A 16303-nucleotide genomic window follows, 5' to 3' on the forward strand; every position below is an offset into this window, starting at 1 on the left:
AGGCATAGGATAAGACCTGCATCAAGGTCGCAATATTGTCCTTATTTCATGAGAATTTCCAGTATACAGTTAGTTGGATTCTCAATCATCATATTTTTCATCAAAAAACGCCGGATTTCTCATCCGAAGTTTTGATGTACCTTTGCGCTTTCTCTCATCTTGGAAGACTTTATAAAAAAGATTCCCGTCATGATGATAGAAAGGCAACCAAAGAGGACGCACATAAGCTGTAATCCTACGCTATCCAGTAAAAAGCCTGTCAGCAATAAAACGACTTGAAAGGTCACTCGGTCCAGCATATTCCGAAATGAAAAGAAGCGTCCGTGAAATTCTTTTGGCACTTTTGTTTGAAAAATGGTTGCAGCAGTTGGAAAGAAGCATCCGACTGAAAATCCAAATAGAGCGAAGGATACGATGGTGATAACCGATTTATCAGCAAAGTAAAGAAGGAGTTGCGAAATACCTATAACGAGTGAACTTGTAAAAAGTACTTGATAGGAAGAGAAACGGCTGCTTATTTTTTTTACAATAAAGGCTCCTGTCATAAAAGCAATTCCTTCTGCTGTGTAAATCCATCCTTTGATAACAGCGCTATCTTGCAGCTCGCTTATATTGATTACCATTAGGTTAAAACCGCCAATAAAAAGAAGCGGGATTAGTGTCAGTATGAGGGTCATGAAAACAATGGGAAGTGTCTTGATGACAGGGAAAACTTCTTTGAAGCTTGCTTTGGATCGATGAATGCTCGTTGGCGACTGTTTTTCCTTTTCCTCAAATTCCAAGAAAAATGTGAAAATAAAGAGGATGATATAAGCTGCAAATGAAAGGATGTATAGCATGGATAAAGGAATGATGATGAGCAACATGCCCGCCAGCGCTGTCCCGAGTATACGGGAAAGGGTAGAGACATTCATATGTATGCCATTGAGCTGGAGCAGGTCTTTTTCGCTAACGATGAGAGGGATTGCCGCTTGCAGTGCAGGAAAGTAAAAAGCAGCAGAAATCTGTAGGCAAATTAGGAATATAAGCATCCACCATACGGAACCTGAGTGGATAGCAAACAGCATGAAGAGGACGGATCCCGCTCGGAGTAATCCTGCCGCAAGCATGACAAACTTCTTGCTCAGTTGATCTGTAAATCTGCCAGCTGCTGGGCCTACTGCAATCCCTGCTACTAATCCTGATGCCAATAAGAGTGATTTAAGGAAATCCGAAGGGACTTTTTCCTGCATGAATTCAAGATTACCAATGATGCCAAGCCATAGCCCAAGACCAGCAACAAACTCGCCGGATAGTAAAATCCAAACATTTTTATTTTTCCACATTACGTATCCTCGCTATTCCTTTTTGATTACTTATTAAAATATCATAATATTCACTTGATTGTAATACTTCGATACACTAAATATTTAAAAAATAAGGAATAAATTTGTGGCGGTGATGGCAGTACTCATTTAGGGTGCCTATAGTGGTGCCTGACCCCCAGTGCGGTGAAGAAGTAAAGCATCAGCGAGCCGAAGCGTGCCTGACCCCCAGTGCGGTGAAGAAGTAAAGCACCTGTTGCTCTCCCAGTAAGCAGTAGAAGGGAGAGCGGCAGGCGCCGTATCGTTAATAAATCACATATTATAATCCTTCAATCTCAAGCTTTTTAACTGGAAGAAAATCTTCACCAGTATCCATGTAGACAACCTTTATCTTATCTGCTTCTTTGAGATAGATAGCCAATGGTTCCCTTTCAGAAGAAACGCTATAGCTATGACCATTATCCAACAGGAAGGAGATAACGGTATAGTCACCGGATTTTTCTTTATACACGCGTTTTACTGTTCCGGTAACCTTCTTTTCATCTGAATGTGAACTTCTATCAACACTGCCTCCGCCCCTTTGAAGTGCGATCCTGTAAAGACGAAGCGCTTCATTTGGAGTATTTCCGTATGCAGAAATCTCTTGGTTTGCTGCTGATACAATAAAATAGTTCTGTAGGAATCCATTTGAATCGAGAACTGGTGTTAGCCAGCTGGCCTCTCCGTAGAAGTTGTAGAGGACCGGCATTTTTCCTTGCCATTTCTTCTCGATAAATTTTTTCTCAATGATTTGTAATGTCCCTTGCGAATCCATATAGGCTTCTTGGGGGTTGCCGGAATAATAAGTAGCCTTCCCGCTTCGAGCATTTGTTAGCGAATATCCCAGCATGGAATCTACGCCTTCCTTTGGACTCGTAAAATCAGTAAAATAATACATTTCGCCCTCAGGAGAAAAAATAGGCGTTACATTTGCTTCTGTTCCTTCATCAGAAGGAAGTTTTACATCCGACTTTCCGAATAAGCTGTTCCAAAAACCGTGAACATAATTACCAAAGTAACTGTTTTGGAGACTCACAGCTTCTGGGGAAACAGCGCCATCGATGAAAGCAGGAACCTTATCAATTGTATAGGCTAGAGTTTTTCCATTAACCGCATCTACCATAACAAGGCCTGTTGTTTTGAAACCATTTCGTCCAGAAATGTATTTACCATAGGTTCTGATAAAATAGGGCTTTCCTTTTTCATCGATTTCAAGCTGTGTTTCACCATTAAAAATGGCGGTAGGATATTCATTTCTGATATGCCGCTCAATATTTTTATTGAAGTAAGACGAAGGAGTGTAAGTCATTTCTTTTTTAATAAACTTAGGGTTAGCGGTTGAATCAGTCGCGCTTAAAATAAAGTAACCCGGTGTTTTATTGCCTTTCACCCATTTGAAGAAACCAGAAAACTCTACAGGGGCAACATAGACATAATCACCGTCTACCTTTTGAATTTGAAGGTTGCCTAATTCATAGTAGCTTGTATTTGGGACTTGCCCGAAGGCTTTCTTCATTTTATTTCTTGCGAATTGAGGCGGGACACTTGCGGGCGTTTCTTTCTCGTCAAATACCTTTATTTCCACCTTTTGTTCCATCTTTGCACTATCGTATTTTTCGTTTGCATTAAAGATTGGTGCTGTTAGGAAATAAACCGCTATAGCAAAGAAACAGATAGAAATAAAGAACTTTACCTTTCTTTCGCTGCCTGTGGAAAAAAGCACTCCCGCTATGGACATGAGCAGTGCCGGAAGCCATAGCGAGGAAGAGTTACGATCAAGATTTGTAATATAAAAGACAGCTAGTGTAATGATCATAAATATTACTGCAACTGTCACTAGACCTTGGCCTGCAAGCTTGAAGCTGCTATTTTGCTTGCTGCTATCCGCAGTTGCGCCTTGCTGTTTTTTGATCACCTTTAGATTCCTTGGTTTCCCGCTTGACAAAGGAACCAGTAGGAGAGCGGCTACAAGACCGCAAATTAGCGAAAATAATAGTAAACTATTCATTAAATATCCCTTCCATCCTTTTCATTAATTAAACAATACTACGAAAACCAGTGGCAGAAAGTTTCATTTTGTACATTAATGTCCTGAAGCGTGCCTGACCCCCGATGCGGTGAAGTGCTAAAGTGGTATGGGTCCTAGTCTTTCTAGATGGTTTTGTTCATTAATTAAGCTATGCTTAGTATATAGATGGCATTAATGAAAAACTGTTTTATGAATTAATCTTTATATATCATGAATATACGGTATAGATGGGATAGTAGATAATTTACTTGTACAGGAGTGAGGCGTATGAGAGGAATAGATAAAGTTTTTCGAGAAAGAATTGGGTTTCCCCAGGATGTAAAAGTAAATTTTAGTACTATAAGTGAGCTTCTGGAATGTATAGCGAAAACAATTCCGTTCGAAAACCTTTGCGTTATCAGGGGAGAAGTGCCTGCAATAAGTGAGCAAAGCATTATAGATAAAATCCTGGTTCGGCAAGAAGGCGGGCTATGTTACGAATTGAATGCTCTTTTGTATATGTTTTTAAAAGAAAACGGTCTTGATGCAAAGCTTGTCGGAGGAGCGGTGTATCATAAGGATGACGGTCAATTTAGTCCGACAGGAAGGACGCATGTGGCCATCCTTCTTTCATGGGAAAAAGAGCATTTTCTTGTGGACACAGGGTTCGGCGGAAACTTGCCGCTGGTGCCGGTACCGCTAAATGGTGAGGTAGTTCAGTCGCGAAATGGAAGATTCAGGATTATCCAGGAAGAAAGCAAGTATGGGGATTATTGCTTGGAAATAAAATTAAATAAAGGGAAAGAGGGATGGAGAAAAGGGTATGCTTTCAGATGTAATAAAACTAATTTTACTTGGGAAGAACTGAGAGAAATACAGAGAGTTATAATAATCCATCCTGAATCACCATTTAATAAGCGCCCACTGCTTACGAAATTTACAGAGAAAGGAAACGTTGTATTGACAGAGGATAGTTTCGTAGAATGGAACGGCGAACAAGTCAGCAGAAAGCAGCTAAGCCAAGAGGAGTACCGCAGCCTTGTAAAAGAGTATTTTAATATTGTACTAGAATAAAGCGTGCCTGACCCCCAGCGCGGTGAAGCAGTAAAGGGGTGCCAAGACAGATTGTCCAAAGCACCCTTTTCTCTGTTCAACCGGAGCAAGTCCGCTCAACCGGTCTCAATCAGCGTGTTATCAGCCAACTTCCTTTGATAGGAGAGGCTTGTTCATTTTAGCGCTCTCGAATACTTTTCCGAGTTTTTCTTCGCCCTTCAGGAAGGTTTCGTTTGCTGCATCAAGAGATGGAGCGTCTTTTTTCAATTCTTCCGCTTTTGCTTTGTAGGAAGCGGAGAACTCATCAATAGCAGCTTCCAGGTCTGCCTTTTGGTCTTTCAGGTCTGCAGGAACTTCAAGCTTATCTAATGCTGAAGAAACAGCTGCCGCCGATTCAGCCGCTTTTGTCTTCATATCAGGAGTTTGCTCCTCTGGTGCAGCGTTTTCGAATGCATTCAAATCTGCATCAGCGTCATTGATTGTTTTCGATATTTCCATTGAAAGTTTATAAAGTGATTTCTTTACATTGTCTCCTGATGCTTTGCTCTCTTCTTTTGTTCCTTCTGACGCTTTTTCCCCTTTCTCGCCTCCGGAACAGGCTGTAAGGCCGATTGCAAAAACAAGTGCAGTAGCCAGTAACCAAAACTTTTTCATGCGTAAATGTCCTCCCTTTTCTATGTATATACCGCCTTAGTGTGTCCCCATATAAATGAACACAGAAGGCAGCTACTATATTATAAAATTTGTTTCAAATAATTTCAACTTTTTAAAAATGAAAGAATATAACATTATCAATTAAGCTGAAACCCTTGATATATATGGCTTTATCTCAACCTGAAGTAATAAAAAATAATGTTGGACTATTCGAAATTATTATACATCTATTTCTAACTTAATGTAAGTTTATGAAAATATTCCAGTATCTCTCCGCTTTTTCATACCGCTATTTTTCCTAAAGTTCTGCATCTCCCTTAACAAGCTTCCATATATTGAGTATGAATGAAGAACAAGGGGGGCGGCAGCCTATGAAAAGAGAATATAATTATTTTCAGGAGCCGACAGCAAGTAATCCGGCTTATGCACCCGATGGTAAAAAACTTCGATTTATTGCTGACTATGATGGCCAGCCGCAAATATGGGAACTAGACGGGGAAGGGGGAAAGCCGGTAAAAATAACTTTCTCAAAAGAACGGATTACATTATTTAAATTTATCGGCAACAGCGGGATGGCGATTCTAGGAATGGATGCGGATGGGGACGAAAAGCAGCAGCTTTTTCTCCTGAAGCAGGGAGCCGAACCCTTGCCTCTGACGGATGATCCTCAGCATGTACATCATTATGGAGGCGCTTCACCTGATGGACGATGGATTGCCTGGTCCAGCAACAGAAGGAATCCAGCCTTTTTCGATATTTATATTCAAAATCTTGCTAGTCTTCAGCATTACCCTGTTTTCATTGGTGACGGAACATATGAATCTATTGCCTGGTCTTTAGATGGGAAGGAGCTTATCTTGCGGCATACCAATTCCCCGCAGGATCATGATATCGGAGTCTTGAATATCTCCACAGGTAAGGTGAGATGGTTGACGCTCCACAAGGGGGAAGCGGGATTTAAAAGCGTCCACTTTAGCAGGGATGCTTCGAAGCTTTATCTTTTAACGAATATAGGGAGAGAGTTTTACGGTCTCGCTTCCTTAAGCCTCGCTTCCGGGGAAGTTTCGTGGTTATGTCGGGACCCTTGGGATTATGAGGGACTTGTGATGAACAAGGAAAAAACAAAGCTTGCTTTCAGTGTAAATGAGGGCGGGGTGTCTCGCGGCGTTATTGCAGATCTTTTATCGGGCAGGTTTTACACATGGGATACACCAGTGGGTGTAATTTCTGACCTTTCTTTTTCTTCAGATGGGAAAAAACTTGCGTATGCATTCAGCGGACCAGGGTTTCCTCAGGAAATATGGCGGTTAAAACTATCAGAAGCAACCCCAGATAGGTTAACCGATTTTGGGGAATTAGGAGAGGACGTAAGAAAGGAACTGGAACATGAGATGATTTCCTATCGGACATTTGATGGTATGGAAGTGCCTGCTTTTCTTTACAGGCCATCGTCAATTATACAGGAGCCACTCCCGGCTGTTATTTACCTTCATGGCGGTCCAGAGAGCCAGTCTCGGGCTTCCTATTCCTCCTTCGTTACTTATCTTGTTCGGAAAGGATACGTCGTTTGTGCGCCAAATTTCCGAGGAAGTACAGGTTACGGGAAAAGTTACACTCATCTAGATGACGGGAGGAAACGGATGAATGCTGTAAGTGACATTGTTTTCCTTGCTGAATGGCTGAAATCCGAAGGTAGCACCGATCCTGCGAGGATTTCCTTGTTGGGTGGGAGCTATGGGGGGTTCCTAGTACTCGCAGCCCTCACGCATTATCCGCAACTTTGGGCTTCGGGTATCAGCATTGTTGGAATATCGAGTATCAGAAGCTTTTTGGAGAATACGAGTCCTTGGAGGCGAAGGCACCGGGAAGCTGAATATGGAACGGTTGAACGTGATGGGGATTTCTTTGACAGGATTGATCCTGTGCACCATACAGATAGAATTCGGTCCCCTTTAATGCTGATTCACGGTGCGAATGATCCTAGGGTTCCTATTGGGGAATCGGAACAGATGGCGGCCAAGCTGAGAGCGAGGCATCACCCTGTTACTTACATCCGATTCGAAGACGAAGGACACTCTTTGCTGAAAATGAAAAATAAAGTTACCGCTTATAGTAAAATGGGAGCCTTTCTTGAACGGATTAACGGATTACAGTAAAGAAGCGTGCCTGACCCCCAGCGCTTTAAAGCGCTGGGGGTCAGGCACGCTTCAGTTAGTTAAAGGACGTAGAGATAGACGCTAAGGAAATGAGCAAGGCTTCCGAGCAGAATGAAGACATGGAAGATTTCATGGTAGCCGATATGCTTCATTTCCATGAATCTTGGCTTAATCGCATAAATCATTCCGCCAATCGTATAAAGTACGCCGCCCGAAACGAGCAGAGCCATACCTCCTGCCGAAAGGCTGTTAGAAAGTGGGGAAGCTGCAAAAACAATCATCCATCCCATTGCAATATATAGAGCGGTAGACAGCCAACGCGGCGATTCGAACCAGACTAGTTTAAAGACAACGCCTGCAACAGCAGCTGCTAGAATGACAGAAAAAAGAATCCAGCCAGTTTTACCGTTTAATGTAATTAGGCAAAAGGGAGCGTATGTTCCAGCAATCAAAATATAAATCATGGAGTGATCAAGTCTTCGAAGAAAATGAATCACTTTATCCCTCGCAACTGCCATATGGTATGTTGCAGAAGCGCTGTATAACATCATCAGACTTACACCGAAAATAACCACTGCAGTCATTACCTCCTCAGATGGGGAAACATATGCTGCTTTCGCCACCATCATCAAAAGACCTGCAAACGAGAGTATAGCACCAGCCAAATGAGTAAAACCATTAATAGGTTCCCGGACAAATTGATTCATCGAAACACTCCTTATATAACATCATGTAGTTTTAGTAACTACATAATAATATACGCTTATACTATCATGTCGTCAACATTTACCTTTCATGGTAATCAAGCTATAATAAGGTCAACAATTTAAAGTGGGAGATAAATAATATGGAAATAGAGCATGTATTGAACAATCTTGGCTCTGACAAGAAAATAAATCTTGAAGACATTCCAGACATTGATCTCTATATGGATCAAGTTATTCAGCTTTTTAAGAATGCCTATAAGGATACAAGACGCAACGAAAAGGACAAGTTGTTGACTAAAACAATGATCAACAACTATGCGAAGGGAAAGCTGTTTTTCCCGATAAAAAATAAAAAATACACAAAAGAGCATGTCATGTTGGTCAGTTTGATCTACCAATTGAAGGGAACATTGTCCATTAACGAAATCAAAGAGTCATTGAATGGAATAAATGAAAAGGTAATGACGGACGAGCTTAATCTTGCAGATTTTTACCAAAGCACCTTAGACCTTATGGACCAAAATGTTCTCGCGTTTACTGAAGAGGCTAAAGAGATTGCAATCGCAGCAGAAAGTAAACCTTCCGCGAAGGATGATAATTATCTTGAAGAAATATTGATCCTCGTAAGCCTTGCTCATAAAAGCAATTTATACAGACGCGCAGCGGAAAGATTAGCTGATAAAATTGCCGTAAAAAAATTTTCAAAATAAAACCTTATGGAGGAAGCGAGTTTCAGCTCTCCTCTTTAAGGTTTTTTTGTTGGTGGTCTAAGTTCCTATTACAAGCGCTTTAAAAAACATTATATTAATGGTTGGAATATTTTATTCAAAAATAATTATTTGTGAAAATTTTCTTATTTTACAATAACGATAAAAGTGGTACAATGTTTTGTGCGTCATTTTTTAGAGGGGAAATTGCCTTGTCGTTTGGGCAAAGTCCTAAAATTTGAAGATGAAAAGTTATTATAATTGTAATATTAAGAAAATTAAATTAATATTTCTAAAGTGGAAATTGTTTGACAGGAGGAGATCTACCATGAAGAACAACAGCGAAAACCAGCTTCAAAGAGGGCTGGAGGAGAGACATATCACGCTTATGTCTTTAGGAGCGGCCATTGGGGTCGGCCTCTTCCTCGGTGCGGGCAAAGCAATACGGATGGCAGGGCCAGGCATCATGCTTGCATATGCATTCAGCGGGCTCATTATTTTCTTCATCATGAGGGCCCTCGGGGAGATGGCTATTCATAAGCCTGTTGCAGGGTCATTTAGTAAATATGCACGCGACTATTTAGGACCGCTAGCCGGATATGTAACTGGATGGAACTACTGGTTTCTCTGGGTTGTTACTTGCATGGCCGAAATCACAGCTGTCGGCATTTATATGGAATTCTGGTTCCCTGATGTGGCGCGCTGGGTTTGGGCATTGGCCGCACTTGTGATTATGACATCTGTTAACTTTCTTGCTGTAAAAGCATATGGAGAGCTCGAGTTCTGGTTCGCTCTCATCAAAATTGTTACCATCATCGCCATGATCATCAGTGGACTGGGAATGATTATTTTTGGATTTGGCAACGGCGGTATTCCAACAGGAATTGAAAACCTTTGGAACAATGGCGGATTTTTCCCGAATGGAATAAAAGGTGTTCTGCTATCGCTTCAAATGGTTATGTTCGCCTACCTTGGAATCGAAATGCTTGGCGTAACCGCCGGTGAAGTGAAGAATCCTGAGAAAAACCTTGCGAGAGCAATTGATACAGTCTTTTACCGTATACTGATTTTTTATGTCGGCGCATTGTTTGTCATCATGTCGATTTATCCGTGGGAGGAAATTGGCACGAAAGGCAGCCCGTTTGTTATGACGTTTGAGCAGCTCGGCGTACCTGCAGCTGCAGGAATTATCAACTTTGTCGTCCTAACTGCTGCATTGTCTTCGTGCAATAGCGGGATTTTCAGCACAGGGCGAATGCTTTTCAACTTAGCGCAGCATGGGGAAGCCCCTCAGCCGTTTGGAAAAGTAACAAAAGGCGGTGTTCCAGGATTTGCAGTACTTGCATCAGCTGGTGCACTTCTTGTCGGTGTTGTTCTCAACTATCTCGTTCCAGAAGAAGCTTTTGCCTGGGTAACGAGCATCGCGACTTTCGGTGCAATCTGGACATGGGGGATCATTCTCCTATCCCAGTTGAAATATCGGAAAAGCTTAAAACCAAACGAAGTGAAAAACTTGAAGTATAAGCTTCCGCTGTACCCGTTATCTTCGTACTTGTCCCTTGCATTCCTAGCATTCGTTATCGTCCTGATGGCTATCAGCACGAACACTAGGATTGCTGTCATTGTTGGCCCACTCTGGATTGGGATCCTAACGTTCGTGTACTATGCGAAAGGCTTCCACAAACGCTATCCAGGTGAATCAGATATCGATGAAAAAGCTGTTTAAAAGGAGAAATCCTTTTAATGGTGCAAGCATAAAGCAGATTTAATCTTGATGATTGGAGCAGAGACGCAAACCTCAAGCGAGAGCAGCTGAACATAGAAGGCCACTCAGGGGGCAGGAGCGTCCCAACGACTCGCAAAAAGCGAAGCGCATGGAGCGGAAAAACAATAAACCCTTTTAGGGATGTTGAAATATTTTCTAAAATAATCTGTCCTCAACCAGAGGCCTCCTCATAAAAGGGGGCCTTTCGTTGTGCTTCCCGAACAGATGGGCAAGCTGACAATAGCATTAAGCTAGAGTCTTTAGCTTCTAACGCTGTCCAGCCTGTAAAAAAGGAAAAGGATAGGTTACAATGAAAGAAAAACAGCAAGAGGATGATCTTTTTTGTATTTAACAGTGAAAGAAACAGCTGAATTCCTTTCGGCAACGGAGGCGAATATTGAAAGGCTCATTCGCCAAGGCAGGATTCGCGCCATTCATGACGGTGAACAGTATTTGATTTACAAAGAGCAATTCAATACACACCTCAAACAAATGGAAAAATACTGGAAGTTGATGGAAGAATATGATAGCGAGCCAATTCCAGAGGATATTGATATAAAAGACGAAGATTGATAGAAAGGCATGCTGCCAAAGCGATGGCAGCATGCCTTTTCACATTGAAGTTTGAAAAAAATGGGCGTACACTAGAAATAGAAGGAAATACAACAATGATGTTCACCCTGCTCCATTTATATGAAATGGGAGGGAAAGAAAATGGCTACGCTCATTGCCTATGCCAGCAAGTATGGCTGTACGAGGAAGGCTGCCGGATTGTTATGGGGGAAGCTGGATGGAAGAACAGACATGGTGAACCTTGTTAGAGAGAAAAAGGTTGACTTGTCACAATATGAAAAAGTCATTCTGTGCGGCTCGATTTATGAAGGAAGGATTCAGCGGAAGGTCAAGAAGTTTACCGAAAAACATCTCGATGAACTGCTGCAAAAAAAAGTAGGGCTTTTCATTTGCTGCATGAAAAGCGGGGAGGCAGCACAAGCCGAGTTGGAGCATGCTTTTCCGAAAGACTTACTGGAACACGCAGTAATCAGTGATTTTTTCGGCGGAGAATTGTCGCTATATGATATGAACTTGATTGACAAATTCCTCATTAAGGTTATTTCTAAGAGGGATGACAGACTTACGCACGATACGAGTAATTTGTCGCTGGAAAAAATCCAACACTTCGCCGAAGTAATGGACTCTGTATAAAGACACCTCATTTATTACTAAGGCTTCCGGAACGCGGATGACCGGAAGCCTGTTTAATTCCTTTCTTTAATGAATGTTGTGTAAAATATGGTGTTATTATCACTATATTTCTAGTTAATATATAATTTAGGAAAAGTCAATGGGGTCATAGGTGGGTGGATGGAACGCGGTCCGTTTTAGTGTAGAAGAATTGATGTATTATTTTTTTGAAAAAGGAATGCTTGAACAAGGGCTTGGTTTCAAGCAAAATTACTTAGTAACGGGCAGCGTTAAGAAGAATTTACGCTGCGGCCTGTTAACAAGGAAACGCTCGACAGTATTGCCGCAGGGAAAGAGGCCTTTCGTATATATGATTATAATACTATTAAAAGGACGCAGAAAAACTTAAATTCAATGGAGTTTTTCTGCGTTCTTTTTTAGGATGTACAGATTAATGATCTACTGTAACTATTTTAGAGTGACCGTATATATATTGCTGTTTGCCGATCCGCACCTCCTTTTGTCATAAAAGAAGCGCTCCCTTCCATCAGGGAGCGCTTTTGCAAGGTTCACGGGGAGCCTGTTGGATATTAGCGTTATTTTTTGGAAGTTCCACCACGACTTCTGTCCCTTCGCCGGGATTGGAGGAGAAACGGATCTTTCCGTTATGCGCTTCGACAATCTTGAAACTGACTGTGAGGCCTAGTCCGGTTCCTTTTTCCTTTGATGAGTAGAAAGGTTCGCCGATTCGTCCCAGCATTTCTTTGGATATGCCGCAACCGTTATCCTTCACCGTTACCATCACTTTTCCGGTGCCGGAATCACAGACGTAGACATTTACAATGCCGCCATTTGGGGAAGCCTCAATCGCATTTTTAATGAGATTGATAAAAAGCTGTTTGAGTTGATTTGGTTCACACTCGAGAACAACTTTTCTATCCAGAAAGACAAAATGCAGTTCGACATTATACAAGCTTGCTTCAGTTTTTAATAGGGAAGTGACATCTGACAGAATGGTTTGGATATCAGCTTCTTTATGCTCTATTTGCTGCGGTTTTGCAAGCATAAGCAGTTCTCCGACAATATGATTGATCCGTTCCAGTTCTCCGAGCATGATATTATAATAATTTTGATGACTGCTGTCCTCCGTGCTGAGAAGCTGAACAAAACCTTTAAGCGAAGTCAGTGGATTGCGAATTTCATGCGCAACACTGGCAGAAAGCTCGCCTACAACCGACAGCTTTTCCGTACGGCGGAGCGTCTCTTCCGTTCTTTTTATTTCCGTAATGTTTTTTCCGTATCCAATGATACCCTCTATTTTGCCATTGACGATGATTGGGACGGAAGTACAGTGGAGCAAAACCGGCTTGTTATGCTTATCCAAAACTTGGATTTCTGATATATTCGGCTCTTTATTGCTGATGACAGATGCAAGTGCAGACAGTATTTGCTGCTTGCATTGCCCTTGGACAAGCTGTGCTACATGCTTGCCGATTGTTTCATCCACATGGAAGCCTGTAACAGACTCAAACTGTGGATTTAGGTTTGTAATATAGCCGTTTAAGTCAATCATATAGACAATTTCCGGATTGTAATCAAAAAGAGATTTGTAGCGTTCCTGATTAGCTTTCAGCATCCGGTGCATTTCTTTTCTTTCGGTGATATCCCTGCCTATGATGACAAGGCCCTCCCTGCTTCCGTCGCTTTTATAAAGCGGGACTTTCACCGTTTCAAATGTCTTCATGGAGCCATCCGACATTGGAATCATTTCTTCTGAATGTGTGACCTTGCCGTTTTTCCAAGCAATTTCGTCCGTCTTCTCACAGCCTGCAAATGCTTCTTGATAACGCTTACTGAACTGGCCAAGTTCGCTGTCCTTCTTCCCGCGATAATCAATACCCTGGAGCTGGAAAAGCTCCAATCCATATTGATTGGCTTCGATCCATCGCCCTTCACCATCCTTGAATGTTACGAAATCAAACATCGAATTGATCAAGGTAGCGAGACGCTTTTCATCCTCCCGCGAAGCATAAAGCTGTTCCTTTTTCTTCAAGGAAAAGGAGAAGAATAACCCGGCAACAAGAACATAAAAGGCTTCCTTCAAATGGTTAATGAGGTGGATATAATTTTCAGGTATGTGGTTTTCCAAAATGTAATTGCTTCCGACGATCCATAAGGCACTTGAAACGATAAAAATGATAATTGGCTTCTTCTTCATGAATCCTTTAAGCTCCGTTCTTTTTCAGGTACATATCGTCCTAGTATGCTTAGAATGAGATTAATTTAATACGTTATGGATATTGGAAATAGATTTATCTCTTCATATACTAGCACAAATCGTCTTGTAAAAAATGATAACTTCGTGTGATTTTTGAAAAAATACTATCGTCATTTCCATTGCTGTATCTTGAAAACTATAAAAGACAAGTGAAGAACAAAGATATTTTTTTAAAAAAAGATAGAATATTTTAAAGATTCAACTTTTATAATGATAGTAAGAAAATTAGACGAGGGGGAAGAGAATGAAAAAGATTCCGGGATTCATGCTTAAAATGCTCATGGTATTCCTTGCAGTGCTTTCGGGATGCGGAACGAAAGGGACGGACGGGGAAGCGGAAACAGCCGCTGGAAAGAAGACGCTGAGGGCAGTGACGGATGCGGCATATGCACCATTCGAATATATGGACAAGGGAAAGATTGTCGGTTTTGATATCGATATCGTGAAAGCAGCTGCAAAGGAAGCTGGCTACTCAGTAAAGGTAGATCATGTCGGCTGGGATCCTATCTTTGTGGAAATTGAGAAAAAACGTGCGGATATTGCAATATCATCGATTACAATTAACGATGACAGAAAGAAATCATATGATTTTTCCGTTCCATACTTCTTGTCCACGAATAAAATTCTTGTGCCGGAAGGAAGCAGCATAAAGGGTGCAGATGACTTGAAGGGCAAGGTCGTTGCTGTGCAAAATGGAACGACTGGCCAAGCGGCAATGGATGCGTTGTTAGGCAAAAATAATAGCAATATTAAAAAATTCGAGAATAATAATCTAGCCATTATGGAATTGATCAAAGGTGGTGCGGCTGCAGTTGTGGCAGACAACGCAGTGATTGAAGAATATGCAAAGAACAATCCGGACAAGAAGCTGAAGGTAATCAGTGATGATACATTTGACTTTGAGTTTTACGGAATAATGTTTCCTAAGGGCAGCGAAATCAAGGCTGATTTTGACCAAGCATTAAAGAAGCTTATGGAGAACGGGGAGTATTCCAGGATTTATAAAGAGCGTTTCGGTACAGAACCAGACATTGCTAAGCTAAAAGCGGAGGCAAAATAATGGACATCGGAATTATTATGGAATATACCCCCTTTCTCTTGAAGGGGACGCTTGTTACAATCCTTCTCTCGCTTGCGGGAATTGCGATTGGAACAGTGCTTGGACTTGGTATCGGGCTAGGAAGGATGATGAAGAACAAGCTGCTTTCTCTTCCATTTCGCCTTTATATTACTTTTTTCAGGGGAACGCCATTATTTGTACAGATACTCTTAATCCACTTCGGTGTTGTTCCGCTCTACAATGGGGAAACGAATGGTATCGCGGCTGCCATTCTTGCGCTATCGCTGAATGCAGCTGCCTATATTGCGGAAATTTTTCGGGCAGGCATTCAGTCACTTGATGGCGGCCAAATGGAGGCTGCACGTTCGTTAGGAATGAGTCACATTCAGGCAATGCGTCATGTCATTTTGCCGCAGGCATTTACAAGGATGATTCCGCCGCTTGGGAACGAGTTCATCGTCCTTCTTAAAGAATCATCGCTTGCTTCTATCGTGACAGCACCTGAAATTATGTACTGGGCGAGAGCAATGAACGGGCAATATTATAAAGTATGGGAGCCTTATTTAACCGCTGCGCTCATATACCTTGTGTTGACCATCTCGCTGAGCTTCCTGTTGAGCAGGCTTGAAGGGAGGCTAAAGACGGCATGATAAAAATCAAGGGTTTGAAGAAGTCATTTGGGGAAAATCATGTGTTGAAGGATGTCAATTTAACAATCGAACCGCAGGAAGTGGTTGTAGTCATCGGGCCATCAGGATCAGGGAAGTCAACGCTCCTCCGGTGTATCAACCTGCTGGAAGCAAGCAGTGGCGGGCACATTTTTATTGAAGGAAAGGATATCACAGACAAGAAGAATGATATTAACAAAATGCGGTCCGAAGTCGGGATGGTGTTCCAGCAGTTCAATCTGTTTCCTCATAAGACGGTGATGGAGAACATTATGCTCGCCCCGATGAAGGTGAAGAAAATCTCCAAACAAGCCGCAAGGGAAAAGGGAATGGAGCTTCTGTCAAAAGTCGGGCTTCGGGAAAAAGCGAATGCATATCCTAATTCTTTATCAGGTGGGCAAAAACAGCGAGTGGCGATTGCGAGGGCCTTAGCGATGGAACCGAGAATCATGCTTTTCGATGAGCCAACATCCGCGCTAGATCCAGAAGTAGTCGGGGAAGTACTCGAAGTCATGAAGCAGCTTGCCAGAGAAGGCATGACAATGGTGGTTGTTACGCATGAAATGGGATTTGCCAAAGAAGTGGGCGACAGGGTCATCTTTATGGATGGGGGATATATTGTGGAAGAAAACGCGCCATCCGAGCTATTCTTAAAGCCGGTACATGACAGAACTCAAGCTTTCTTAAGTAAAATCCTTTAACATGATAAAGTGTGCCTG

General features: G+C 42.0%; 15 protein-coding genes. 10 read left to right on the forward strand and 5 right to left on the reverse strand.

Annotation, left to right across the window (positions count from 1 at the left end; genetic code table 11):
* Positions 1 to 119 precede the first annotated feature (119 nt).
* Both BQ5796_RS01725 and BQ5796_RS01730 read right to left on the reverse strand, forming a co-directional pair.
* Positions 120 to 1325 carry an MFS transporter gene (locus BQ5796_RS01725; RefSeq protein WP_071458690.1) on the reverse strand — a complete coding sequence of 402 codons (1206 nt, stop codon included), beginning with the start codon at positions 1323 to 1325 and terminating at the stop codon, positions 120 to 122.
* Positions 1326 to 1623: 298 nt separating this feature from the next.
* On the reverse strand, positions 1624 to 3351 hold the full coding sequence (locus BQ5796_RS01730; RefSeq protein ID WP_071458691.1) for a hypothetical protein: 1728 nt from the start codon (positions 3349 to 3351) through the stop codon (positions 1624 to 1626).
* Between the two features lie 288 nt (positions 3352 to 3639).
* On the opposite strand from BQ5796_RS01730, the gene BQ5796_RS01735 reads away from it, so the two are divergent.
* Positions 3640 to 4425 (forward strand): arylamine N-acetyltransferase family protein, encoded by a 786-nt coding sequence (locus BQ5796_RS01735; protein ID WP_071458692.1) that lies wholly within the window; start codon positions 3640 to 3642, stop codon positions 4423 to 4425.
* Between the two features lie 120 nt (positions 4426 to 4545).
* Here BQ5796_RS01735 and BQ5796_RS01740 read toward each other — a convergent pair whose 3' ends face one another.
* On the reverse strand, positions 4546 to 5058 hold the full coding sequence (locus BQ5796_RS01740) for a hypothetical protein (protein ID WP_071458693.1): 513 nt from the start codon (positions 5056 to 5058) through the stop codon (positions 4546 to 4548).
* Positions 5059 to 5429: 371 nt separating this feature from the next.
* Here BQ5796_RS01740 and BQ5796_RS01745 point away from each other — a divergent pair, with 371 nt between their 5' ends.
* A complete protein-coding gene (locus tag BQ5796_RS01745) occupies positions 5430 to 7214 on the forward strand; it encodes an alpha/beta hydrolase family protein (RefSeq protein WP_071458694.1) in 1785 nt (594 codons plus the stop codon).
* Between the two features lie 59 nt (positions 7215 to 7273).
* Here the strand turns inward: BQ5796_RS01745 and trhA are convergent, their stop codons facing one another.
* The gene (gene trhA, locus BQ5796_RS01750) at positions 7274 to 7921 is read right to left on the reverse strand and encodes a PAQR family membrane homeostasis protein TrhA (RefSeq protein WP_071458695.1); all 648 of its coding nucleotides are present in this window, start codon (positions 7919 to 7921) and stop codon (positions 7274 to 7276) included.
* Positions 7922 to 8061: 140 nt separating this feature from the next.
* Here trhA and BQ5796_RS01755 point away from each other — a divergent pair, with 140 nt between their 5' ends.
* The 5 genes from BQ5796_RS01755 to BQ5796_RS01775 all read left to right on the forward strand — a co-directional run bounded on the left by BQ5796_RS01755 (position 8062) and on the right by BQ5796_RS01775 (position 11987).
* Positions 8062 to 8631: a DUF1836 domain-containing protein gene (locus tag BQ5796_RS01755; protein WP_071458696.1), complete on the forward strand. Its 570-nt coding sequence runs from the start codon at positions 8062 to 8064 to the stop codon at positions 8629 to 8631.
* A gap of 325 nt (positions 8632 to 8956) precedes the next feature.
* Positions 8957 to 10354, forward strand: coding sequence for an alanine permease AlaP (gene alaP, locus BQ5796_RS01760; protein ID WP_071458697.1), 1398 nt, complete (start codon positions 8957 to 8959; stop codon positions 10352 to 10354).
* Between the two features lie 381 nt (positions 10355 to 10735).
* Positions 10736 to 10966, forward strand: coding sequence for an excisionase family DNA-binding protein (locus tag BQ5796_RS01765; RefSeq protein WP_071458698.1), 231 nt, complete (start codon positions 10736 to 10738; stop codon positions 10964 to 10966).
* A gap of 141 nt (positions 10967 to 11107) precedes the next feature.
* Complete coding sequence (locus tag BQ5796_RS01770) at positions 11108 to 11599, forward strand: flavodoxin domain-containing protein (protein WP_071458699.1); 492 nt, start codon at positions 11108 to 11110, stop codon at positions 11597 to 11599.
* 151 nt (positions 11600 to 11750) lie between these two features.
* Positions 11751 to 11987 (forward strand): hypothetical protein, encoded by a 237-nt coding sequence (locus BQ5796_RS01775; RefSeq protein ID WP_071458700.1) that lies wholly within the window; start codon positions 11751 to 11753, stop codon positions 11985 to 11987.
* A 138-nt stretch (positions 11988 to 12125) separates the two neighbouring features.
* On the opposite strand, the gene BQ5796_RS01780 is transcribed toward BQ5796_RS01775, so the two are convergent.
* Positions 12126 to 13796 carry a PAS domain-containing sensor histidine kinase gene (locus tag BQ5796_RS01780; protein WP_071458701.1) on the reverse strand — a complete coding sequence of 557 codons (1671 nt, stop codon included), beginning with the start codon at positions 13794 to 13796 and terminating at the stop codon, positions 12126 to 12128.
* 304 nt (positions 13797 to 14100) lie between these two features.
* On the opposite strand from BQ5796_RS01780, the gene BQ5796_RS01785 reads away from it, so the two are divergent.
* The 3 genes from BQ5796_RS01785 to BQ5796_RS01795 are packed head-to-tail and all read left to right on the forward strand — an operon-like array spanning position 14101 to position 16285.
* Entirely contained in the window at positions 14101 to 14916 is an 816-nt protein-coding gene (locus BQ5796_RS01785) for a transporter substrate-binding domain-containing protein (RefSeq protein WP_071458702.1), read from the forward strand.
* On the forward strand, positions 14916 to 15566 hold the full coding sequence (locus BQ5796_RS01790; RefSeq protein WP_071458703.1) for an amino acid ABC transporter permease: 651 nt from the start codon (positions 14916 to 14918) through the stop codon (positions 15564 to 15566). The genes BQ5796_RS01785 and BQ5796_RS01790 overlap by 1 nt, the downstream gene beginning before the upstream one ends.
* On the forward strand, positions 15563 to 16285 hold the full coding sequence (locus BQ5796_RS01795; RefSeq protein WP_071458704.1) for an amino acid ABC transporter ATP-binding protein: 723 nt from the start codon (positions 15563 to 15565) through the stop codon (positions 16283 to 16285). The genes BQ5796_RS01790 and BQ5796_RS01795 overlap by 4 nt, the downstream gene beginning before the upstream one ends.
* Positions 16286 to 16303: the final 18 nt, after the last annotated feature.

Source organism: Bacillus massilinigeriensis, from assembly GCF_900111815.1.
GTDB lineage: Bacteria > Bacillota > Bacilli > Bacillales > Cytobacillaceae > Mesobacillus_C > Mesobacillus_C mediterraneensis.